Genomic DNA, 21,201 nt, shown 5'->3' with positions numbered 1-21,201 from the left:
CTCGCAATGACGAGCAACTTAGTAGTGAGGATCAACATTGCTTCGCAGTTCGACTCCCTACCGCTTCTTCCACCCACCCCGATGCCCCGGCGCGCCGCCGGTCGAGCGTGGCGCGGGGCCGAACTCCGGGCCGGACTGGCGGGAGTCCGTTGGCTGGATGATCTTGCTGCCGGCGCCGAGGTCGGGCTTGCGCGGGGTGGCGCGGTCGGGGCGGTAGGGCAGGGACTCCGGGCCGTGCATTTCGTCGAGGTGGGGTTTGTGGATTTTGGAGGTGGAGGGACCTCCCGTGTCGCGCCCCTCACCCCGACCCTCCAGGAGCGAGCTTCGCTCGTCCCGACCCCGCGAAGGGCGGGGCGAGGGAGCAGGCGCACCGCCGCTGCGGCTGGCTTTGAGTGCGGAAGAGACGCCTTTCTTCTTCATCGCGCTGACCGGCAGATTCGCGGCTTCGCCGTATTTCTTCGTGCCGGCATAGGCGCCGGCCTTGCCCTGCACGGTGCGCTGCTTGGCGGTGGGGTCGTCGACGACAGCGAGTTCGGTGGCGCGGAGGCGTTTGACTTCGTCGCGCAGCCGCGCAGCCTCCTCGAAGTTGAGGTCGGCGGCGGCTTCGCGCATGCGGGTCTCCAAGTCGCCGAGGACGGCTTCGAAATTGTGGCCGATGCTGATCACGTCGTCGGCCATGCCGCCGTCGCCGATCTCGACCAGCACGTGGTCGCGCTCGTAGACCGAGTTCATGATGTCGCCGATCGACTTCTTGATGCTTTCCGGCGTGATGCCGTGTTCGGTGTTGTACTCGACCTGCTTCTCACGGCGGCGGTCGGTCTCGGCGATCGCGCGTTGCATCGAGCCGGTGACCTGGTCGGCATAGAGGATCACCCTGCCATCGACGTTGCGCGCGGCGCGGCCGATGGTCTGGATCAGCGAGGTCTCGCTGCGCAAAAAACCCTCCTTGTCGGCGTCGAGGATTGCCACCAGCGCGCATTCGGGAATGTCGAGGCCCTCGCGCAACAAATTGATGCCAACAAGCGCGTCGAACGCGCCAAGGCGCAAATCCCGGATGATCTCGATCCGCTCGATGGTGTCGATATCAGAGTGCATGTAGCGCACGCGAATGCCCTGCTCGTGCAGGTATTCGGTCAGATCTTCCGCCATGCGTTTTGTGAGCACGGTGACGAGGCTGCGGTAACCCGCCTGCGCGGTGGCGCGGACCTCGCCGACGAGATCGTCGACCTGGGTGCGCGCCGGGCGGATGTCGACCGGCGGGTCGATCAGCCCGGTCGGGCGGATCACCTGCTCGACGAACACGCCGCCGCTCTCGTTCAGCTCCCAACCGCTCGGGGTCGCCGACACCGCCACCGTCTGCGGCCGCATCATGTCCCATTCCTCGAACCGCAGCGGCCGGTTGTCCATGCAGGAGGGCAGGCGGAAACCGTATTCGGCCAGCGTCGCCTTGCGGCGGAAGTCGCCTTTGAACATGCCGCCGATCTGCGGCACGGTGACGTGGCTTTCGTCGGCGAACACAAGCGCGTTGTCGGGCACGTATTCGAACAGCGTCGGCGGCGGCTCGCCGGGGCGGCGGCCGGTGAGGTAGCGCGAATAGTTCTCGATGCCGGCGCAGCTTCCGGTCGCCTCCATCATTTCGAGGTCGAAGGTGGTGCGCTGCTCCAGCCGCTGCGCTTCCAGGAGGCGGCCGTGGTGGTTGAGTTCGTCCAGCCGCAGCTTCAGTTCCGACTTGATCGACTTGATCGCCTGCACCAGGGTCGGGCGCGGCGTCACGTAATGCGAATTGGCGTAGATCTTGATGAATTCGAGCTCGTCCTGCTTGTGGCCGGTGAGCGGATCGAACTCCTCAAGGTTCTCAACGGTGTCGCCGAACAAATTCACGCGCCAGGCGCGGTCCTCGTAGTGCGCCGGGAAGATGTCGATGACGTCGCCGCGGACGCGGAAGGTGCCGCGGGCGAAATCGGCCTGGGTGCGCTTGTACTGCAGGGCGACGAGATCGGCGATCAGCTGGCGCTGGTCGATGCGCTCGCCCTTCTTCAGCGCGAAGGTCATCGCGGTATAGGTCTCGACCGAGCCGATGCCGTAGATGCAGGACACGGACGCCACGATAATGACGTCGTCGCGCTCCAGCAGCGCCCGCGTCGCCGAATGGCGCATGCGGTCGATCTGCTCGTTGATGGAGGAGTCCTTTTCGATGTAGGTGTCGGTGCGCGGCACATACGCTTCGGGCTGGTAATAATCGTAGTAGGAGACAAAGTACTCCACCGCGTTGTCGGGGAAGAAGCTCTTGAACTCGCCATAGAGCTGGGCGGCCAGCGTCTTGTTCGGCGCCAGGATGATGGCGGGGCGCTGGGTCGCCTCGATTACCTTGGCCATGGTGTAGGTCTTGCCCGAGCCGGTGACGCCGAGCAGCACCTGGGTGCGGTCGTTGCGGTTGATGCCTTCGACCAGTTCCCTAATCGCGGTCGGCTGGTCGCCCTTCGGCTCGTATTCGGACTTGATCGCAAAGCGCACGCCGCCTTCGGATTTCTCCGGGCGCGGCGGCCGGTGCGGCGTCCAGATCCTGACCTGGCCGTCGTCGCCCTTGAATTCCGGGCGGCCGTCGCGGATCAGGCTTTCCAGCGCGTCGGCGGTGGCCTTGACGCCGAACGCCTCCATCTTGCTGCGCGGCGGCCGCGCCAGCGCCTCGTCATCGTCCTCCGCCGTAGGCAGCCCGAGCTGCCGCGCCAGTTCGGGATCGAGGGTGGGGATGGTCGCCGCGGTGCCGTAATTGGCTTGCGGGGATTCGTGGAGGCCTTGCCGTGTGGAGAGACCCCCACCCTTACCTCGAGAGCGAGCTTCGCCCGCCTCGGACCCCGCAAGCGGGAGAGGGGACGCAGGTTGCGCATTCACTGATTCATTTTTTTCGACGTCACCCGGTGTGAGCCGCCTGGAGCCCTCTCCCGCTTGCGGGGGAGGGTTGGGAGGGGGAAAGCCACGCGACGGGCTGTTCGCCACATCGCCGCTCGTGCCTTTGGTCGATGCCCGCGCGCGGTGGGCGGCGGCTTCGCCGCCGGCGCGGCGGTCCCAGGAATTGTCGGGTGGCGGCCGCAGGCCGGTGCCGGAGCCCATGCCGGCGTCTCCGCGGTTGATGGCGGGATTGAGCAATTCGGCCAGCGCCGGCCCGATCGGCTGCACCTCGGGCCGGTGCGCCTTCGAGTTGGGGGCTTTGGATTTCGGGATCTTGCCGGGCTTTTTGGGAGCGTCTGGTTTCTTCGCCATCCCGCGAATATGGGGCGAGTCCGCCGGCGAGGAAAGGGCGGCTTCGCGGCGAAAACGCGCTATGCGTGGAAGCGCTGACTCATGCGGTCGATATGGGCCTTGGCGTCGGCGATCGCGGCGTCCGGATTCGACCACGCGAAACCGACTTCCAGCGTCGGGAACGCGGTGCCGTCGATCACGACAGGTTTGCGGTCGGTTCGCTGAATCCGCGCGTGCCACAGGCCTTGGCCCGCCTCGAACGACTGAATTTCAAAGCCGGCATAGATCATGGCTGTCTCCCGCGGTTTCCGTAGCGGCAGCCAACCACGGCGCGGCGGAGCCGGTTGTGAACGGCTTCACATGTTGTGAAGTTTTTCAAGCAACGGCCGTCATCGCCAGCGCCGCGCGAGAATATGCTCGGCGATCACCTCTGCGTCGTCGCCGACGCCGGACAGGAACGAGGAGTTCATCCTGGACAGCCAGGGCAGGCCGAGGAAATACAGGCCGGGCAGGGCGGTGATGCCGTCCCGGTGCACCGCTTCGCCGCCGCCGTCGATAACCGGCAGATCGATCCAGCCGAAATCGACGCCGTAGCCGGTGGCCCAGATCACCGCGCTGATCCCATCGGCGCCGAGGTCGAGACGGCGCCGCGGCACGGTGACGCAAGCGGGATCGGGCAGCATCGCCCGCGCGTCCGGATCGTCAGGCAAATCGAGGCCGCGCTGCCTGACATAGGCGTCGACCATGTCGAGGAAGCCGGCATAGACGAGATCGCCGCCTGCGAGATTGGCGGCGAGATCGGGCGCGATTTCGATCACCCCGTTGCGCGCGGCCGTCAGGCGTCCGACCAACACCATGCCGTCGGCGGCGAAGCGCCTGAGGTCGATGGTGCGGCCGCCATAGGCGCCCGAGATCACCGGCCCCAACACCGAGGGACCGCGCTGCGCAGTCGGGGTCCGGTCGATGCCGATTTCGGCGAGCCACCAGATCAGGTCGCGGCCGCGGTAGCGGCGCGGCAGCCGGCGGTGGGTGCCGACCGAGAGATGGACGCGGCGGCCGGCCCGCAGCAACTCCTCGGCGATCTGCGCGCCCGACGCGCCGGCGCCGACCACCAGCACCGCGCCCGAGGGAAGCTGCTCGGGATTCTTGTAATTGCTGGCATGGACCTGAAACACCGGATGCCCGCGCAACAGCGGCGGAATGAGCGCGCGCTGATAGGGGCCGGTGGCGACAACGACATTGCGGGCTTCGATCGCGCCGCTCGGCGTCTCGGCGACGAAGCCGGCACCGTCGCGCCGCGACAGCCGCGTCACCTCGACGCCGCAGCGGATCGGTGGGGCGACGAATTCGGCGTAGGCGTCGATGAATTTCACGATCTCGGCGGTGGTCGCGAACGCATCGGGATCGCCGTGCGGAAACGGAAAGTCCGGCAGCCGCACCGACCAGTTCGGAAACTGGAATGCCAGCCCGTCCCAGCGCTCGCTGCGCCAGCGTTCGGCGATCCGTCGCCGCTCCAGCACGAGGTGCGGAAGCCCGCGCTGCTTGAGTCGATGGCTCATGACCAGGCCGGCCTGGCCGCCGCCGATCACCAGCGTCTCGATTTTCTCGTCCGGCATGGCGGGCCCTGGCGGCGCGCTTCGAACGCCTTGACGCCGTGGAAAAGGTGCCCGGCACGGTAACCCGGTTTGCGCGCGCGCGACAAGCAAGGCAGAAGGGTAGGCGTAAGGGCCTTAGGGTGATTTCAGAGTGCTCGCTTCCTGACCTCGCCCCGCTCGCGGGGAGAGGTCGATATTCGAGCGCAGCTTGAATATCGGGTGAGGGGGAGTTTCCGCGAGTCCGGAAGTCACCGGGTTCGCGGAAGCAGCCACTCACCCCGACCCTCTCCCCGCAAAAGTGCGGGGAGAGGGAGAAGAGGCAGGGCGCCAATTTTTTCAGCCCTGCGCGGGAGATTCTTCGATGACCTCGCTGATGATCGCGGCCCTTGGCGCGCTGATGGTCGCCACCGCCTTCCTGTCGGGCCTGTTCGGCATGGCCGGCGGCATGATCCTGATCGGCGTGCTCCTGACGCTGATGCCGCTGCCGACCGCGATGGTGCTGCACGCGATCACGCAGATGGCCTCGAACGGCTGGCGCGCGATATTGTGGCGGGCGCATATCCGCTGGCGGCCGGTGCTGGTCTATCTGATGGGCGCCGCGCTGGCGCTCGGCGTCTGGTCGCTCACCCGCTACGTGCCGGACAAGCCGATCGCGCTCTTGCTGCTCGGGGTCACGCCGTTCATGGCACGGCTGATGCCGAGGAATTTGAAGCCCAATCCCGAAAGCATCTGGCAGGGAAGCTTCTACGGCTTCATCTGCCTCGGGCTGATGCTGATGACCGGGGTGTCGGGTCCGCTCATGGACACCTTCTTTCTCGGCGGCAATTTCGGCCGCCGCGAGGTGGTCGCCACCAAAGCCGCCTGCCAGGTCGCCAGCCACTTCATCAAACTGGTCTATTTCGGCGGCATCATCGAGCAGGCCGCGACCCTCGATCCGGTGCTGGCGGCGGTGGCGATCGCAGCCTCGATGCTCGGCACCACGCTGGCGCGGCGGATCCTCGAGGCGATGAGCGACCTGCAGTTTCGCACCTGGGCCAACCGGTTGATCACCACGGTCGCCTGCTATTACATCCTCTATGGCAGCTGGCTGCTGGTCACGCGCGAGGGCGCGATGGCGTTTTGAGTTGAAGGTTTTTGAGCGGAGGAGCCCGATGACCGAGACGACGGACGCGCTGTTGCTCGATCTCGTCGAATGGATCGCGCGCGAGCCAAGGTCTTATTCCGACGTGATCGAAACGTGGCGGACCTCGTGTCCGCGGCTGACCATCTGGGAGGACGCCGTCGATCGCGGTTATGTCGCGCGCCGACCGACAATTGAGGGGCTGCAGGTGACGGTAACCGAGGGCGGGGCCAGGTTGCTGCGCGAGCGTGGCCGCAGCGGCGCGGCCCATCAGGTCGAGGCTGGGGGCGACACGTCGAAGTCAATCGTGACCATTCCCTGACTTCTTTGTGGCGCAACCGCGATGCCGTCGACGACGCCTAGAACTCCCACCTTTTTTGCGAGATGCCGCTGAAAAAACAACTTCCACGGGCGAGTGATCCAAGGGTCAACGGCCCTCGTTCTCCCACGTTGACCCCAGCGTTTCTCTAAAGATTCGATATTCTTTCTTGGATGCTCATGTCCGATTCCGTTACTGAAAAGTGCCGTGAACTGGCGGGTTTTGCCCTTTCCAGCGAGCGCGGCCTGAATACGCCTGCACGCCGGCAGCTGTTGGCCAGCAGCCTTGAGAAGCTGGTCAAGGACTACATTGCCTTCGAGCGCGAGAAGCTCCGGTATGGCAGGCAGTCAACGGAAGCAGACCGGTAGGCTGGCCGCCCCGCGATGGAACCCAACTTGGGAACACTTACCGTTCGATGTGACTCCCCGGATACATGCAAGATGAACAAATCAGCCTATTCTCCCGTCACCAATTCGATCAGGAGAGAATGAGATGAAGAAGTTGTCCTTGCTGTCGCTCACCGTCGCTGCCGCGACGGGCGCGATGGTGGTTTCAGCGTCGGCGGCCGACATGGCTGCCCGCCCCTATACCAAGGCCCCGCCGCCGGCGGTCGCTACCGTCTACGACTGGAGCGGCTTCTACATCGGCGGCAACGCCGGCTACGGAACGACGCGCAATTGCTGGAACTTCGTTAGCTTCGCTGGCGCGCCATTCACCGCCGACCAAGGCTGCCATGATTCCGATGGTATCGTCGCGGGCGGCCAGGTCGGCTATCGCTGGCAGAGCAACGCCTTCGTGTTCGGTCTCGAAGCGCAGGGCAATTGGGCTGATCTGGATGGCTCGCGGGTTTCGTCCCCGGCCTTCGTCGTCGCGCCCGGAGACCTGACCATCAACTCCAGGCTCAGGGCGTTCGGGCTGTTCACCGGCCAGGTCGGTTACGCCTGGAACAACGTCCTGCTCTACGTCAAGGGCGGCGCGGCGGTGGTCGACAACCGATACTTCCATACCTTCACCGCCGGCAACGCGCTGATCAACTCGACCGACGACACGCGCTGGGGCGGCACCGTCGGCGTCGGCATGGAGTTCGGCTTCGCGCCAAACTGGTCGTTCGGCGTCGAATACAACCACATCTTCCTCGAACGCGACACGCTGGCCTTCGCCGCCGCTCCGGCCGGAGTAGCCACCACCAACAGCATCGGTCAGGACGTGGACCTGGTGACGGCCCGCATCAACTACCGCTTCGGCGGCCCGGCAGCGATGCGTTACTGATATCCATCAACGAGGCCGGAAGAGTCCGACAGATCGGGACTCTTCCGGTGGAAGCAAACTCAACGACTCGTTTACCGAATCACCCGCGCCCGCTTCTGCCGGCGCGGGTGTTTTCTTGAACGCGTCACGCCATCCGAGGCGGCGGGCGTCACGCCGGCACGCGGCCCTTGATCGCGTTCGCCGTCGCCGCGTAGGTGATGCGTCCTTCGGCGTCGGCGGGCAGGCGGGTCCGCACCCGATCCTGCAGCGTTTGGAGGTCCCGAGATTTCAGCGCCGCGATGGTCGGGCCAATCGTCGGCGACTTCTGCTTGGCCGACCATAGCTGGTCAAAATTCTCGAAGGTGCGCCACACGGTAATCTCCCGCGTCGCCACCTCCCGGAGGCCGGCTTCGTTCCACAGATCGCGCAGCGCTTGCGTCCGGGATGCCTCCATCTGCGGCGGGCGGGTCGGCGCGAGGCCCATCGCCCGCATCTCGACAATAACGGGGTCCAGCGGAAACCCGCCGCCCAGCATATCCCACATGTAGGTCGCGACGGTGCCGCCCGGCCTCACGACCCGAACCATCTCCTCGACGCCCTTGCGCGGATCGGGCACGAACACCAGCACCAGCGCCATCACGGCCATATCGAAGCTGGCAGCGGGGAACGGCAGCGCCATGGCGTCGCCGATGGTGAATTTTGCCAGCCGCGCCGCGGGCCGCGTGCGCGCGAACGCAAGCTGTCCCTCGGACGGATCAATCCCCTCGACCGCCGCGGGGGCGCAGCGATCGACCAGCAACTCGGTGAAGGCCCCGTTGCCGCAGCCGACATCGATCCATCGCTGGCCCGGCGGCGGCGCCAGCCAGGGCAGAAACACCTCGCCCACGAGCCGGCTCCAGACGCCCATCATCTGCTCGTAGCCTGCGCCGTCCTCGAAGCGAATGGTTTGTTCGGTCATACCGGGTCTCCCTCAGAAAGTATGGCCGATGGGGGCCTCGCGGCGGCGGCCTTGCGCAGGCAGTCCGGGCACAGGCAGTCACCGCCGTCGGTCGGCATCGGCAGACGGAAGGCCTCCGCGCTGCACCAGCACGGCCCGGACGGGCTGCAGCCGAATTCGACGCCGCAGCCGGCGCAGGCGAGGCGGCGCGTGGACTGGTTTTCAAGGCGGTTTGTCATCGACAGGGCGGCGTCCCAATTCTCATATAGGCAGCGGTGAAATGGACTCCGGGTCTGCGGCTTTGGCGCATCCCGGAATGACGAGGGTTACTTCGTGATCCCGTCGATCTCCGCGATCTCTTCCGCGCTCAAGTTCCAGCTGATCGCTTTCACGTTCTGCTCGATCTGTTCGACGCGGGTGGCGCCGGCGATGACGCTTGCGACCTGCGGGCGGCAGGCCAGCCAGGAGAAGGCGAGTTCGAGCATGGTGTGGCCGCGCACTTGCGCAAACGCCTGCAGCCTTTCGACGATGTCCTCGTTGCGCGGCGTGACGTAACGATCCTTCAGCGCGGGCGCCTTGGCGAAGCGGGTGTCGGCGGGCGCTGCCGCGCCGCGCTTATATTTGCCGGTGAGAAGCCCGCTCGCCAGCGGGAAGAACGGCAGCAGGCCGAGCTTGTATTCCTGCGCGGCGGGCAACAGATCATTTTCGATGCCGCGCACCACCAGGCTGTATTCGTCCTGGCACGAGACGAAGCGGTTGAGGTTCATCTGCCGCGCCATCAGTTCGGCTTCGGCGATGCGCCAGGCCGGAAAATTCGAATTGCCGAGGTAGCGCACCTTGCCCTGGCGAACGAGATCGTCGAGCGCGCGCAAGGTTTCTTCCATCGGCGTCAGCGGGTCGTAATCGTGCTGTTGGTAGAGGTCGATGTAGTCGGTCTTCAGCCGGGTCAGGCTGGCTTCGACCGCCGACATGATGTAGCGGCGCGAGGCGCCCTGCTTGGTGCCGTCGTTGCTCATGGGCTTGGCGTATTTCGTCGCCAGCACGATGTCCTTGCGGCGGTCGCCGAGCACGGCGCCGAGCACGGTCTCCGAGCCGCCCATGCCGGCATAGATGTCGGCGGTGTCGAACAGCGTGATGCCGAGGTCGATCGCCTTGTGGATCACCTTGCGTGAGGTTTCCAGATCGGTGCGCTGGCCGAAATTGTTGCAGCCAAGACCGACGGCGGAAACGCGCAGGCCGGAGCCGCCGAGATTGCGAATTTGCATAATTTGATCCTGTCGGAAAAGCGCGGGGCGAGAGGCCCGCATTGTGGCCCGCGCCAACAATGGCCGCAAGGTGCGCGACTACCGCGACCTCAGGGCGCGGCACCTATCTTGGGAGAATAGGGTCAGATGTCGGCAAAAAAAATTGCGGTCCCGGTCAGGCGCGGCGACTGACGGGGACCGCTTGGGGCGCGGGATCCAAGACGGGGGGCCCGATCACGCGCGGGCGCAGGCTAGCCGCGTCGTGTTACGCGCCCATGACATGCTCGATCATCCATATGGCGCCGGCAAGATCCGCCACCGGGGCCTCACAGCAGCTTGCGATAGATCAGGAAGCCGGAGCGCTCCGCCACCTTGTCGTAGAGCTGCATGGCGGTGAGGTTGGTTTCGTGCGTCTGCCAGTAGACGCGGGATCCGCCGGCGAGCTTCGCCTGTTCGTAGACGCCGTTGATCAGCGCGCGCCCGACGCCCTTGCCGCGCGCTGCGGCGCTGGTGAAGAGATCCTGCAGATAGCAGTTCGGCTCGATCAGGGTGGTGCTGCGGTGAAACAGGTAATGCGTCAGCCCGAGCAGTTCGCCGCCGCTTTCCGCCGCCAGCGCATGCATCGGCTCATAGTCGTCGAAGAAGCGCGACCATGTCATCGCAGTGATCTCGGGCGCCAGCGCGGTCGGTCCCGAACGGCCGTAGAAAGCGTTGTAGCCGTCCCACAGCGGCAGCCATTGCGCGTAGTCCTGGCGGGTGACGAAGCGGATGGTGCGATCGCCGGTCATCAGGTGATTCCGTCTCGATGGAGGGAGCGGCGCCGAGCCGCGCGGGTGGCCCATCCCTGTTACCGGTGCGGCCCGACCAGATCAATCCGGCGCAAGCGCAGGTCATTTCCCGGCCGGCGCCACCCGCAACAGTCGGCCCGACGAACTGTCCGTCAGCAACCACAGCGCGCCGTCCGGACCCTGGCGCACGTCCCTGATCCGCGCGTTCAGGTCTTGCAGCAGGCGTTCCTCCGCCGTGACCGTGTTTCCGTTTAGCGTCAGCCGCACCAGCATCGCGCCGCGCAAGGCGCCGGTGAACAGGCTGCCCGACCATTGCGGAAACAGCGCGCCGGTGTAGAAGGTCATGCCCGACGGCGCAATCGACGGCACCCAGTACTTGACCGGCTGCTCCATGCCGTCCTTCGCGGTGGCGTCGTGGATTCTGGCGCCGCTATAGTCCACGCCGTAGCCGATCACGGGCCAGCCGTAATTCTTGCCCTTTCCGATCACATTGACCTCGTCGCCGCCGCGCGGGCCGTGCTCGATTTCCCAGAGTTCGCCGGAAGAGGGACGGATGGCGAGCGACTGGGCGTTACGGTGGCCATAGCTCCAGATTTCCGGCCTGGCGTCGGCGCGGCCGAGGAACGGGTTGCCTGACGGTACCGAGCCGTCGGGCGCGATCCGGATCACCTTGCCGAGATGATCGCCGAGCGACTGCGCCTGATCGCGGGCAGCAAAGTGATCGCCGAGCGTGACGAACAGATTGCCGTCGTCCGCCTGAGCGATGCGGCAGCCATAATGATTGCCCGATGATAGCGGTCCCTGCTGGCGGAAGATCACCTTGACCTCGTCAAGGCGGCTGTTGCCGTCGCCGAGCCGCGCCCGCGCGACCGCGGTACGCCCGCCGCCATCGGCCCGCTCGGCGTAGCAGAAATAGATCGTCCTGTTCTGTGTGAAGGATCTGTCGGTGACGACGTCGAGCAGGCCACCCTGGCCGGAGGCCCAGACCTCGGGAACGCCGTTGACGGGCGGCGAGATGTTTCCGTCCGACTTTACGACCCGCAAACGTCCCGGCCGCTCGGTGACCAGCATGGTTCCATCAGGCAGAAAGGCCAGCGCCCACGGATTGACGAGGCCGCGCGCAATGGTGCGGACTTCGAGTTCGCCCGCTGACGAAGCGAACGTCGGCGCCTCGCCACGCGCGCCGGTGAGGCTCAGGACTGATCCCGAAAACAATGTCGCTGCCGTCAGTGCGACGGTCGCAAGTCCAGCAGGGGTTTTCATCTCGCTCCGATCGCGATGCGGCGTCAAAGTGGCCAAGGCGTTCAGAGACTAACGCCATTCCAGCGCATTTTTGTCATGGAGGCGCGTTCTCGCGCGAAAGTGAGAAGACTCTGCAGGCAGCGTCGGCGCTCACGCCCCGGCGGCGATGCGGGAGGGGTCGTTGATTTCGGTTCCAGGCTGCCAGTCCATGGTGACGAAACCAGGGGTTTGCTCGACCCGGTGCAACCAGGCGCGAATGGCGGGGAAGGTTGAGAGTTCGAAGTCCGCGCGGTCGGCGACGTGGGTGTAGCCGTACACCGCGATGTCGGCGACCGTCAGTTGCCCGGCGGCGAAATAGGCGTGGGTCTTGAGATGGTTTTCCATCACCTGAAGCGCCGCGTAGCCGCGCTCCATCCAGTCTTCAAGCGCGTGGGTCTGCAAGTCGCGGCCGCCTTTGACCAGCGACAGCCAGAAATAGGCGGCGCCGATATTGGGCTCGAGCGCATGCTGTTCGAAAAACATCCATTGCAGCGCTTCGGCGCGCTCGATCCGCGACTCCGGAGCCAGCGAGGTGCCGCCGCAAACATACCAGAGGATGGCGTTGGACTCGGCGAGATAGCGTCCGTCGGCGACTTCCAGCAGCGGGACCTGCCCACTCGGGTTCTTCGCAAGAAACTCCGGCGTGCGGCTCTCGCCGCTGAGAATGTCGACTTCGATCGACTGATAGGGTGCGTTGAGCAGCGCCAGCGCAAGGCGGACCTTGTAGCTGTTGCCTGAACGCTGCATCGAATAGAGCTTGTACATGTCTTCCAGGTTTCATTCGATCAGGGGCTGCGATCACGCCGCGCATCAACCGCAAGCTTTCGCGCCGCAACGCGGCCAAACAATGGTGCCGATACGAATATGGAGCAAGACCTGCACATCGAAAAAGTCGAAAACCTCTACCGCACTGCACCCGGGCGGAATGATTCTGTTGTCCGGCCCAATCATACAAGATCGGGCACGCGCGATGCAGGGCGAGCCGCAGACGGAGCGGCAGGTTCAGACTGCAGGCGAGGGGTGAAGGCATTTTCCGTTAGATGGATCGCAGACTTGCAACCCTTTCCTTTTGTGAGCCATTTTGACGCGGTTTTTGAATCTTGCGCTCGCATTGCTCCGACCGTACCGAGCCGGTTTAAAGCTTGGGTCGGCGCAGCCAAGCTTCTTGCGGTGCAACGCGCTGCGCCGTAGGGTGGCCCGATCCCATCCAGAACCGTCGTGGAATCGTGAATTCACGACGTTTGCCAGGAGACAATGATGCCCTTCCTGTCCGCTGCGCTCGCCCGTGTGAAGCCGTCCGCGACCATCGCGGTCACGGACAAGGCGCGTGCGCTGAAAGCGGCGGGGCGCAACGTCATCGGGCTGGGCGCCGGCGAGCCGGATTTCGACACCCCGGCCAACATCAAGCTGGCGGCGATCCGCGCCATCGAGGCCGGCAAGACCAAGTACACCGATGTCGGCGGCATTCCCGAGTTGAAGGAGGCGATCGCCGCCAAGTTCCTGCGCGAGAACGGGCTGACCTACAAGGCCAACCAGATCATCGTCAGCACCGGCGGCAAGCAGGTGCTCTACAATGCGCTGATGGCGACCATCAACCCTGGCGACGAGGTCATCATCCCCGCGCCGTACTGGGTGAGCTACCCGGAAATGGTGGCGCTGGCCGGCGGCGAGTCGGTGCCGATCGTCTGTACCGCGGCGAACGGCTTCAAGCTTAGTCCGGCTGATCTGGAAAAGGCGATCACGCCGAAGACCAAATGGATCATTCTCTGCTCGCCGTCGAACCCGACCGGCGCCGCCTATACGCGCGCCCAGTTGAAGGCGATCACGGACGTGCTGGTGAAGTATCCGCATGTCTGGGTGATGACCGACGACATGTACGAGCACCTGGTCTATGACGACTTCGTGTTCGCGACGCCCGCACAGGTCGAACCGAAACTGTACGACCGCACCCTGACGGTGAACGGGGTATCGAAAGCCTATTGCATGACCGGCTGGCGTATCGGCTATGCCGGCGGTCCCGCCGAACTGATCAAGGCGATGGCGACGATCCAGTCGCAATCGACATCCAACCCGTCGTCGATCGCGCAGTGGGCCTCGGTCGAGGCGCTGAACGGTCCGCAGGACTTCATCCCGGCCCACAACAAGGTGTTCAAGGAGCGCCGCGACCTCGTGGTTGCCATGCTGAACCAGGCCAAGGGGCTAGAATGCCCGCGGCCCGAGGGCGCGTTCTACGTCTATCCGTCCTGCGCCGGCACCATCGGCAAGACCTCGCCCTCCGGCAAGGTGATCGCCAACGACGAGGATTTCGTCACCGAACTCCTGGAGAGCGAAGGCGTCGCCGTCGTGCAGGGCTCGGCGTTCGGGCTCGGGCCGGCGTTCCGGGTTTCCTACGCGACCAAGACCTCCGATCTGGAAGACGCCTGCAAGCGCATCCAGCGCTTTTGCGGCAATCTGAGATAGCCGGTCTCCCTCGTGGCGCGGGGGGCGTCGCGTATCCCTGCGCAAATTCTGGCGCCACCAGCGAGGTTATGGTCTAGACAGGCCCGCGCAAGCGGACCGTTTTGCTGGATTATTGAACTGTCATTCCGGGGCGATGCGCAGCATCGAACCCGGAATCTCGAGATTCCGGGTTCGTCGCTTCGCGCCGCCCCGGAATGACGAACGCGTGGAGACGGCCCGCTTCAGCCCCGTTAAGGTCTGGCATGGCCTGCGAGGCTGTGGCACAAATCGCAAAGCGCCGCGGGCACGGCGCATTTCTTGGTTCTTCGCTCGTGTCACAGTTTTCAGCCGGAGATTTTTCATGCGTCGTTTCCTCATCCTTGGCGCGCTCGCCGCTCTGGCTTCGTCGATCGGCGGCGCGCACGCGCAGCCGATGCAGCGCGTGCAGGTCGGGGTGCTGGAGTGCCGCGGCGGCGCCAGCATCGGCTTCATCGTCGGGTCCGTCACCAATCTCGGCTGCGTATTGCGTGCCGACGGCATGCCGGAAGATCGCTACGTCGCCACCATCCGTAAAGTAGGCCTCGATCTCGGCATCACCCAGGAATCGGCCCTGGCCTGGGCGGTGTTCGCGCCGGTGGTGCGGCTCGGGCCGGGCGACCTGTCCGGCAACTATGTCGGGGTGCAAGGCAGTGCGACGCTCGGCGTCGGCGTCGGCGGCAACGTGCTGGTCGGCGGCTCCGCGAATTCGATCGCGCTGCAGCCGCTCAGCCTGCAGGGCCAGGTCGGCATTGCCATCGCCGCCGGGCTGGAAAGCCTGGAACTGCGGCCGGGGCGGTAACTTTCTCCCTCGTCGTTGCGGGGAGCGGTCCAAGCGGAAAGCATTTGACGCCGCAACACAGCGACATTTTCCCGCTTGCCAAAATCCCGCGGCGGGCGGAGCATCGGCACCGCCGACCCAATCACGGGCCGAGCTCCAAACAAGGAGGCGGCAATGGGACAAGACGTCAGAAGTCCCCGTGGTCCACGGTGCATTGCGCTGGTGGGCCCTTTCCAGAGCGGTAAAACCACACTCCTCGAAGCGATATTGGCGCGAACCGGCGCCATCAAGAGCGCCGGCAGCGTCGAAGCTGGAACCTCGGTCGGCGATGCCAGCCCCGAGGCGCGCCACCACAAGATGGGCGTCGGCCTCTCCGCCGCCACCACCAGCTTCATGGGCGACAGCTACACCTTCATCGATTGTCCCGGCTCGATCGAGTTCGCGCACGACATGCGGGCCGCGCTGCCGGCGGTCGACGCCGCGGTCGTGGTCTGCGAAGCTGACGAGAAGAAGCTGCCGCAGCTGCAGATCATCCTGCGCGAACTGGAGGATCTCCGGATTCCGCGTTTTCTTTTCCTGAACAAGATCGACCGTGCCAGCAAGCGCATCCGCGAAACGCTGGCGACCCTGCAGCCGGCCTCGCGCGTGCCGCTGGTGCTGCGGCAGATACCGATCTGGAACGGCGACCTGATCGAAGGCTTCGTCGATCTGGCACTGGAGCGCGCCTTCGTCTACCGCGAGCACAAGCCTTCCGAAGTCATCGCGCTCGAAGGCGGCAATCTCGACCGCGAAAAGGAAGCGCGGTTCTCGATGCTGGAAAAGCTCGCCGATCATGACGACGTGCTGATGGAGCAGTTGCTGGAAGATATCCCGCCGCCCCGCGACACTGTCTTCGACGACCTCGCCCGCGAACTGCGCGAGGGCCTGATCTGTCCGGTGCTGCTCGGCGCGGCCTCGCGCGAAAACGGCGTGCTGCGGCTGATGAAGGCGCTGCGGCATGAAGCGCCCGGCGTGAGCGAAACCGCGAAACGCCTCGGCGCATCCTCGCCGAAGGACGCGCTGGCCTATGTGTTCAAGACCCTGCATGCGCAACACGGCGGCAAGCTGTCGCTGTCGCGGCTGCTGGCCGGCCGCCTCGACGACGGCGCCATCCTGCAATCCTCCTCCGGCGAGGCGGGGCGGGTCTCCGGCATCCTTGGGGTCAGCGGTGGGCACGACACCAAGCGGGCGACGGCGGAGGCGGGCGAGACGGTCGCGCTCGGCAAGCTCGACGCGATCAAGACCGGCGACACGCTGGCGAGCGGCAAGACCGCGCCGACGGCGCTGGTCCGCATCGCGCCGACACCGCCGGTGCTGGCGATGTCGCTTGCGGCGATCGACCGCAAGGACGACGTCAAGCTCGGCCAAGCGCTGTTACGGCTGAACGAGGAAGATCCGTCGCTGACCATGATCCACAACGCCCAGACCCACGACATCGTGCTATGGGGGCAGGGCGAGATGCATCTGCGCGTGGCGCTGGAACGGCTCAAGGAGCGCTTCGGCGTCAACGTCAAATCGCAACCGCCGGCGATCGGCTATCAGGAGACCATCCGAAAATCGATCACCCAGCGCGGCCGCCACAAGAAGCAATCTGGCGGCCATGGCCAGTTCGGCGACGTGGTGCTGGAGATCAAGCCGATGCCGCGCGGCTCAGGCTTCGAATTCCACGAAAAGGTGGTCGGTGGCGCGGTGCCGCGCAACTATATCGGCGCGGTGGAGGAGGGGGTGGTGGACGGCCTCGCCAAGGGCCCGCTCGGCTTCCCCGTCATCGACGTCCAGGTGACGCTGACCGACGGCTCCTACCACAGCGTCGACTCCTCCGACCTCGCCTTCCGCACCGCGGCGCGGATCGGCATGAGCGAGGCGCTGCCGCAGTGCCAGCCGGTGCTGCTGGAGCCGATCCACCTGGTGGAGATCGTCTGCCCGACCGAGGCGACGGCAAAGATCAACGCCATTCTGTCATCGCGGCGCGGCCAGATCCTGGGCTTCGACACCCGCGAGAACTGGCCGGGATGGGATTGCGTCCGCGCCACCATGCCGGAGGCCGAGATCGGCGACCTGATCGTGGAATTGCGCTCGGCCACCGCCGGCGCCGGCGGCTTTACCCGACAGTTCGACCGCATGGCCGAGGTCACCGGCCGCGCCGCCGACCAGATCATCGCCGCGCACCGGGTTGCGGCGTGATTAGCCGTCAGGATCGCCGCGGTCTCATCGGCCGCGGCGGCGCGTTCGGCTTGACACACCTCCGGGGAAGATAAATTGATCGTCGTGGCCGGGTTCATCCCGGCCATCGACGTCTTTGAGGAGGTTGCTGTCGTGACCAAACCCCGCGCCGCCTGCCTGATCGGATGGCCGGCCGCGCATTCGCGCTCGCCGCTGATCCATCGTTACTGGCTGCGCAAGCTCGGCATCGAGGGTGGCTATGTGATCGAGGCGGTGCCGCCCGACGAGTTCAAGGATTTCCTGTTCCGGCTGTCCTTGCGCGGCTTTGTCGGCGCCAACGTCACCATTCCGCACAAGGAGCGCGCGCTGGCGCTGTCGAAGCCGGACGAGCAGGCGCGCGTCGTCGGGGCCGCCAACACGCTGTGGTACCAGGACGGCGAGCTGTGCTCGACCAACACCGACGTCGAAGGCTTCATCAACAACCTCGACACCTGCGCGCCCGGCTGGGCGAGGTGCGAGGACGCGCTGGTGCTGGGCGCCGGCGGCGCGTCGCGCGCGGTGGTGTTCGGCCTGCTCGAACGCGGGATCAGGCGCGTGCATGTCGCCAACCGCACGATCGCGCGCGCCAAAGCACTGGCGGACCAGTTCGGCGCGGACGTGGTGCCGGTGGCGTGGGATGCAATCAGCGAGCTGCTGCCGCGCGCGGCCTTGCTGGTCAACACCACCTCGCTCGGCATGCACGGCCAGCCGCCGCTCGAGCTCGATGTCGGCCGGCTGCCGCCCCACGCCGTCGTCGCCGATCTCGTCTATGTGCCGCTGCAGACGCCGTTGCTGGAAGCGTCAAGGGCGCGCGGGCTGAAGACGGCCGACGGACTCGGCATGCTGTTGCACCAGGCGGTGCGCGGCTTCGAACTGTGGTTCGGGCAACGCCCCGAGGTGACGGCCGAGCTTCGCGCGCTGGTCGAGGCGGATCTGGCCAACATGGCGCGCTAGAGGCGGGCCGCGTCCATGTCGGCTGTGACGGGATCACACCGCCGGCGTGAGGCTAAGCGTCATTCCGGAGCGCGTCGAAGACGCGAATCCGGAATCTCGAGATTCCGGGTCCGATGCTTTGCATCGCCCCGGAATGACTGCGTTTGGTATCTCAGATCGCCAGCACGTTATCGTCGATCTCAGCGATCGTGTTGACGCCGCACAGGCCCATGGTGGTGGTGAGCTCCTTGGCGATGATGTCGATCGCCTTGGCGACGCCGGCCTGGCCGCCGGCCCCGAGCCCGTAGGCATAGGCGCGGCCGATCATGCAGGATTTGGCGCCGAGCGCCAGCGCCCGCATCACGTCCTGGCCGGAGCGGATGCCGCCGTCGAACATGATCTCCATCTTCGAGCCGACCGCGTCGACGATCTCGGGCAATACCTCGATCGAGGACGGCGCGCCGTCGAGCTGGCGGCCGCCATGGTTGGACACGACCAGCGCCTGCGCGCCGGTTTTGGCGGCTTCCTCGGCGTCCTCGACGTCGAGAATGCCTTTCAGGATCAGCTTGCCCGGCCAGATGCTGCGGATCCAGTCGAGGTCTTTCCAGTTCAGCGAGGTGTCGAACTGCGACGCCGTCCATTCCGAAAGCTTGGTGAGGTCTTCGGTGCCTTTGACGTGGCCGACGATGTTGCCGAAGCTGCGGCGCTTGCCGCGCAGCACGCCGGCGACCCAGGCCGGCTTGCTGGCGAAGTCGAGCAGTTTCGACAGCGACCATTCCGGCGGCACCGCCATGCCGTTCTTGATGTCCTGGTGGCGCTGGCCGATCACCTGCAGGTCTACGGTCAGCACCAGCGCGCTGCATTTGGCCGCGATCGCGCGTTCGATCAGCGACTTGATGAAGCCGCGGTCCTTCATGACGTAAAGCTGGAACCAGAACGGCTTGTCCACGGCTGCGGCGATGTCCTCGATCGAGCAGATCGACATCGTGCTTTGGGTGAAGGGAATGCCGGCGGCCTGGGCGGCGCGGCAGGCGTGGATCTCGCCGTCACCATGCTGCATGCCGAGCAGGCCGACCGGCGCGAGGATCAGCGGCATCGCGGCGGGCTCGCCCAGGATGGTGGTGGAGAGGTGGCGCCTGGAGACGTCGACCAGGATCCTCTGGCGGAACTTGATCTGCTGCAGATCCTCGGAATTGGCGCGCAGCGTGTCCTCGGTGTAGGAGCCGCGATCCGCATAGTCGAAGAAGGCCCTGGGAACGCGGCGCTTGTGCAGTTGGCGCAGATCCTCGATGCAGGTGATGTGCTTCATGGCGTCCCCGGCCCCTTGCTGTCGCTGCGTTGTCCTCTACCATGGTTAAGCGGCCCGCCAAATCGCCCCCCGCGGCGGTATCGCCATCCCGCCCGCGAAGCGTCGCCGTGCTTCCCGGTGTCATCGGTTGGGCTGGAATGTCCAGCGACAACAGCTGGTTATGTGGTATTTTCGGTTCCCCGCGGCGGTAACGATTCATCATATTTTTTGAAGCCATTTTAGCGGCTGAGGGATTATAACCTGAGCACGCCAGGTGGGCGTTCGGGGATTCCTGGCCGTGACGGTCTCAAGGACGCTCCGGAATCGCTGGGGGTCGCATGAGCCGCAAATATTTCGGTACCGACGGGATTCGGGGCCGCGCCAACGGACTGATCACGCCCGAGCTTGCGCTCAAGGTCGGGCAGGCCGCCGGACTGGTGTTTCAGCGCGGCGACCACCGCCACCGCGTCGTCATCGGCAAGGACACCCGTCTGTCCGGCTACATGATCGAATACGCGATGGTGGCGGGCTTCACCTCGGTCGGCATGGACGTGCTGCTGCTCGGCCCGATGCCGACGCCGGCGGTGGCGATGCTGACCAAGTCGATGCGCGCCGATCTCGGCGTGATGATTTCGGCCTCGCACAATCTGTTCGAGGACAACGGCATCAAGCTGTTCGGTCCGCAGGGATTCAAACTGTCCGACGACGTCGAGATGCAGATCGAGCAGTTGCTCGACGAGCCGATCGACCGCCGCCTGGCGCAGAGCGCCAGCCTCGGGCGCGCCCGCCGCATCGACGGCGTCCATGACCGCTACATCGAATTCGCCAAGCGCACGCTGCCGCGCGAGCTTTCGCTTGACGGCCTGCGCGTGGTGGTCGATTGCGCGCACGGCGCGGCCTACAAGGTGGTGCCGGAAGCGCTGTGGGAGCTCGGCGCCGACGTCATTGCGATCGGCGTCGATCCGGACGGCTTCAACATCAACAAGGAATGCGGCTCCACCGCGCCGGAAGCCCTGAGCAGGAAGGTGCGCGAAATGCGCGCCGACATCGGCATCGCGCTCGACGGCGACGCCGACCGCGTCATCCTGGTCGACGAACGCGGCCATTTGGTCGACGGCGATCAGCTGCTGGCGGTGATTGCGCAAAGCTGGAAGGAAGACGGCCGCCTCGCCAAGCCCGGCATCGTCGCCACCGTGATGTCCAATCTCGGCCTCGAGCGTTTCCTCGAAGGCCAGGGGCTCGGCATGGTGCGGACGCCGGTCGGCGATCGCCATGTGCTGGAGCAGATGCTCAAGCACGGCTACAATCTCGGCGGCGAGCCCTCGGGCCACATCATCCTATCCGACTACGCCACCACTGGCGACGGCTTCGTCGCCGCGCTGCAAGTGCTGGCCGTGGTGCAGAAGCTGCGCCGTCCGGTGTCGGAAGTCTGCCATCTGTTCGATCCGCTGCCGCAGATCCTCAAGAACGTGCGCTACCGCAGCGGCAAGCCGCTCGACCATGCCGAGGTGAAATCGGCGATCGTCGACGGCGAAAGACGCCTCAACGGCCACGGCCGGCTGCTGGTCCGCTCCTCCGGCACGGAGCCTGTGATCCGCGTGATGGGCGAGGGCGACGACCGCATCTTGGTCGAGGAAGTCGTCGATCGGATCGTCGATGCGCTGGGTCACGCCGGCGCCGCCTAGGCCACATGAGCGGCGCGCGATTTCTG

Annotated in this window: 19 protein-coding genes; 9 read left to right on the top strand and 10 right to left on the bottom strand. The window is 65.7% G+C overall.

Features of this window, described 5'->3' with window-relative positions; all coding sequences use genetic code 11:
- Positions 1-57 precede the first annotated feature (57 nt).
- The 3 genes from uvrB to Q0D31_RS23220 all read right to left on the bottom strand — a co-directional run bounded on the left by uvrB (position 58) and on the right by Q0D31_RS23220 (position 4,856).
- A complete protein-coding gene (uvrB, locus tag Q0D31_RS23230; protein ID WP_291856512.1) occupies positions 58-3,261 on the bottom strand; it encodes an excinuclease ABC subunit UvrB in 3,204 nt (1,067 codons plus the stop codon).
- A gap of 59 nt (positions 3,262-3,320) precedes the next feature.
- Positions 3,321-3,530 (bottom strand): hypothetical protein, encoded by a 210-nt coding sequence (locus Q0D31_RS23225; protein ID WP_291856510.1) that lies wholly within the window; start codon positions 3,528-3,530, stop codon positions 3,321-3,323.
- Positions 3,531-3,629: 99 nt separating this feature from the next.
- On the bottom strand, positions 3,630-4,856 hold the full coding sequence (locus tag Q0D31_RS23220) for an NAD(P)-binding domain-containing protein (protein ID WP_291856508.1): 1,227 nt from the start codon (positions 4,854-4,856) through the stop codon (positions 3,630-3,632).
- Positions 4,857-5,196: 340 nt separating this feature from the next.
- On the opposite strand from Q0D31_RS23220, the gene Q0D31_RS23215 reads away from it, so the two are divergent.
- The 4 genes from Q0D31_RS23215 (at position 5,197) to Q0D31_RS23200 (ending at position 7,543) form a co-directional block, all read left to right on the top strand.
- On the top strand, positions 5,197-5,958 hold the full coding sequence (locus Q0D31_RS23215; RefSeq protein WP_291856506.1) for a sulfite exporter TauE/SafE family protein: 762 nt from the start codon (positions 5,197-5,199) through the stop codon (positions 5,956-5,958).
- Positions 5,959-5,986: 28 nt separating this feature from the next.
- Positions 5,987-6,277, top strand: a complete 291-nt coding sequence (locus tag Q0D31_RS23210) for a hypothetical protein (protein ID WP_291856505.1) — start codon at positions 5,987-5,989, stop codon at positions 6,275-6,277.
- Positions 6,278-6,453: 176 nt separating this feature from the next.
- Complete coding sequence (locus tag Q0D31_RS23205) at positions 6,454-6,642, top strand: hypothetical protein (protein WP_291856503.1); 189 nt, start codon at positions 6,454-6,456, stop codon at positions 6,640-6,642.
- Positions 6,643-6,766: 124 nt separating this feature from the next.
- On the top strand, positions 6,767-7,543 hold the full coding sequence (locus tag Q0D31_RS23200; protein ID WP_291856500.1) for an outer membrane beta-barrel protein: 777 nt from the start codon (positions 6,767-6,769) through the stop codon (positions 7,541-7,543).
- 148 nt (positions 7,544-7,691) lie between these two features.
- On the opposite strand, the gene Q0D31_RS23195 is transcribed toward Q0D31_RS23200, so the two are convergent.
- The 6 genes from Q0D31_RS23195 to Q0D31_RS23170 form a co-directional block, all read right to left on the bottom strand.
- Positions 7,692-8,480 (bottom strand): methyltransferase domain-containing protein, encoded by a 789-nt coding sequence (locus Q0D31_RS23195; RefSeq protein WP_291856498.1) that lies wholly within the window; start codon positions 8,478-8,480, stop codon positions 7,692-7,694.
- Positions 8,477-8,698: a hypothetical protein gene (locus Q0D31_RS23190; RefSeq protein WP_291856495.1), complete on the bottom strand. Its 222-nt coding sequence runs from the start codon at positions 8,696-8,698 to the stop codon at positions 8,477-8,479. The genes Q0D31_RS23195 and Q0D31_RS23190 overlap by 4 nt, the downstream gene beginning before the upstream one ends.
- Positions 8,699-8,785: 87 nt before the next feature.
- Entirely contained in the window at positions 8,786-9,724 is a 939-nt protein-coding gene (locus Q0D31_RS23185; RefSeq protein WP_291856493.1) for an aldo/keto reductase, read from the bottom strand.
- A 305-nt stretch (positions 9,725-10,029) separates the two neighbouring features.
- A complete protein-coding gene (locus Q0D31_RS23180) occupies positions 10,030-10,491 on the bottom strand; it encodes a GNAT family N-acetyltransferase (RefSeq protein WP_291856491.1) in 462 nt (153 codons plus the stop codon).
- Positions 10,492-10,593: 102 nt separating this feature from the next.
- Positions 10,594-11,754, bottom strand: a complete 1,161-nt coding sequence (locus Q0D31_RS23175; RefSeq protein WP_291856489.1) for a PQQ-dependent sugar dehydrogenase — start codon at positions 11,752-11,754, stop codon at positions 10,594-10,596.
- A 129-nt stretch (positions 11,755-11,883) separates the two neighbouring features.
- Positions 11,884-12,537, bottom strand: a complete 654-nt coding sequence (locus Q0D31_RS23170) for a glutathione S-transferase family protein (RefSeq protein WP_291856487.1) — start codon at positions 12,535-12,537, stop codon at positions 11,884-11,886.
- A gap of 492 nt (positions 12,538-13,029) precedes the next feature.
- Between Q0D31_RS23170 and Q0D31_RS23165 the strand changes: the two genes are divergently transcribed.
- The 4 genes from Q0D31_RS23165 to Q0D31_RS23150 all read left to right on the top strand — a co-directional run bounded on the left by Q0D31_RS23165 (position 13,030) and on the right by Q0D31_RS23150 (position 18,223).
- A complete protein-coding gene (locus Q0D31_RS23165) occupies positions 13,030-14,232 on the top strand; it encodes a pyridoxal phosphate-dependent aminotransferase (protein ID WP_291856484.1) in 1,203 nt (400 codons plus the stop codon).
- Between the two features lie 340 nt (positions 14,233-14,572).
- Entirely contained in the window at positions 14,573-15,049 is a 477-nt protein-coding gene (locus Q0D31_RS23160; protein ID WP_291856482.1) for a DUF992 domain-containing protein, read from the top strand.
- Between the two features lie 153 nt (positions 15,050-15,202).
- Positions 15,203-17,251: an elongation factor G gene (locus tag Q0D31_RS23155; protein ID WP_291856480.1), complete on the top strand. Its 2,049-nt coding sequence runs from the start codon at positions 15,203-15,205 to the stop codon at positions 17,249-17,251.
- Between the two features lie 132 nt (positions 17,252-17,383).
- On the top strand, positions 17,384-18,223 hold the full coding sequence (locus Q0D31_RS23150; protein WP_291856478.1) for a shikimate dehydrogenase: 840 nt from the start codon (positions 17,384-17,386) through the stop codon (positions 18,221-18,223).
- A gap of 151 nt (positions 18,224-18,374) precedes the next feature.
- Here Q0D31_RS23150 and Q0D31_RS23145 read toward each other — a convergent pair whose 3' ends face one another.
- The gene (locus tag Q0D31_RS23145) at positions 18,375-19,511 is read right to left on the bottom strand and encodes an alpha-hydroxy acid oxidase (protein ID WP_291856476.1); all 1,137 of its coding nucleotides are present in this window, start codon (positions 19,509-19,511) and stop codon (positions 18,375-18,377) included.
- A 317-nt stretch (positions 19,512-19,828) separates the two neighbouring features.
- Here Q0D31_RS23145 and glmM point away from each other — a divergent pair, with 317 nt between their 5' ends.
- Positions 19,829-21,175 carry a phosphoglucosamine mutase gene (glmM, locus tag Q0D31_RS23140; RefSeq protein ID WP_291856473.1) on the top strand — a complete coding sequence of 449 codons (1,347 nt, stop codon included), beginning with the start codon at positions 19,829-19,831 and terminating at the stop codon, positions 21,173-21,175.
- Positions 21,176-21,201: the final 26 nt, after the last annotated feature.

This window comes from Bradyrhizobium sp. (genome assembly GCF_022844465.1).
GTDB lineage: Bacteria > Pseudomonadota > Alphaproteobacteria > Rhizobiales > Xanthobacteraceae > Bradyrhizobium.
The sequence above is the reverse complement of the archived record's forward strand: the minus strand, read 5'-3'. Positions and strand labels throughout refer to the sequence as shown.

What these genes read in the sequence shown, in the direction of transcription:
- uvrB (WP_291856512.1), bottom strand. Translation starts at nt 3,261, where the DNA reads ATGGCGAAGAAACCAGACGCTCCCAAAAAGCCCGGCAAGATCCCGAAA.
- Q0D31_RS23225 (WP_291856510.1), bottom strand. Translation starts at nt 3,530, where the DNA reads ATGATCTATGCCGGCTTTGAAATTCAGTCGTTCGAGGCGGGCCAAGGC.
- Q0D31_RS23220 (WP_291856508.1), bottom strand. Translation starts at nt 4,856, where the DNA reads ATGCCGGACGAGAAAATCGAGACGCTGGTGATCGGCGGCGGCCAGGCC.
- Q0D31_RS23215 (WP_291856506.1), top strand. Translation starts at nt 5,197, where the DNA reads ATGACCTCGCTGATGATCGCGGCCCTTGGCGCGCTGATGGTCGCCACC.
- Q0D31_RS23210 (WP_291856505.1), top strand. Translation starts at nt 5,987, where the DNA reads ATGACCGAGACGACGGACGCGCTGTTGCTCGATCTCGTCGAATGGATC.
- Q0D31_RS23205 (WP_291856503.1), top strand. Translation starts at nt 6,454, where the DNA reads ATGTCCGATTCCGTTACTGAAAAGTGCCGTGAACTGGCGGGTTTTGCC.
- Q0D31_RS23200 (WP_291856500.1), top strand. Translation starts at nt 6,767, where the DNA reads ATGAAGAAGTTGTCCTTGCTGTCGCTCACCGTCGCTGCCGCGACGGGC.
- Q0D31_RS23195 (WP_291856498.1), bottom strand. Translation starts at nt 8,480, where the DNA reads ATGACCGAACAAACCATTCGCTTCGAGGACGGCGCAGGCTACGAGCAG.
- Q0D31_RS23190 (WP_291856495.1), bottom strand. Translation starts at nt 8,698, where the DNA reads ATGACAAACCGCCTTGAAAACCAGTCCACGCGCCGCCTCGCCTGCGCC.
- Q0D31_RS23185 (WP_291856493.1), bottom strand. Translation starts at nt 9,724, where the DNA reads ATGCAAATTCGCAATCTCGGCGGCTCCGGCCTGCGCGTTTCCGCCGTC.
- Q0D31_RS23180 (WP_291856491.1), bottom strand. Translation starts at nt 10,491, where the DNA reads ATGACCGGCGATCGCACCATCCGCTTCGTCACCCGCCAGGACTACGCG.
- Q0D31_RS23175 (WP_291856489.1), bottom strand. Translation starts at nt 11,754, where the DNA reads ATGAAAACCCCTGCTGGACTTGCGACCGTCGCACTGACGGCAGCGACA.
- Q0D31_RS23170 (WP_291856487.1), bottom strand. Translation starts at nt 12,537, where the DNA reads ATGTACAAGCTCTATTCGATGCAGCGTTCAGGCAACAGCTACAAGGTC.
- Q0D31_RS23165 (WP_291856484.1), top strand. Translation starts at nt 13,030, where the DNA reads ATGCCCTTCCTGTCCGCTGCGCTCGCCCGTGTGAAGCCGTCCGCGACC.
- Q0D31_RS23160 (WP_291856482.1), top strand. Translation starts at nt 14,573, where the DNA reads ATGCGTCGTTTCCTCATCCTTGGCGCGCTCGCCGCTCTGGCTTCGTCG.
- Q0D31_RS23155 (WP_291856480.1), top strand. Translation starts at nt 15,203, where the DNA reads ATGGGACAAGACGTCAGAAGTCCCCGTGGTCCACGGTGCATTGCGCTG.
- Q0D31_RS23145 (WP_291856476.1), bottom strand. Translation starts at nt 19,511, where the DNA reads ATGAAGCACATCACCTGCATCGAGGATCTGCGCCAACTGCACAAGCGC.
- glmM (WP_291856473.1), top strand. Translation starts at nt 19,829, where the DNA reads ATGAGCCGCAAATATTTCGGTACCGACGGGATTCGGGGCCGCGCCAAC.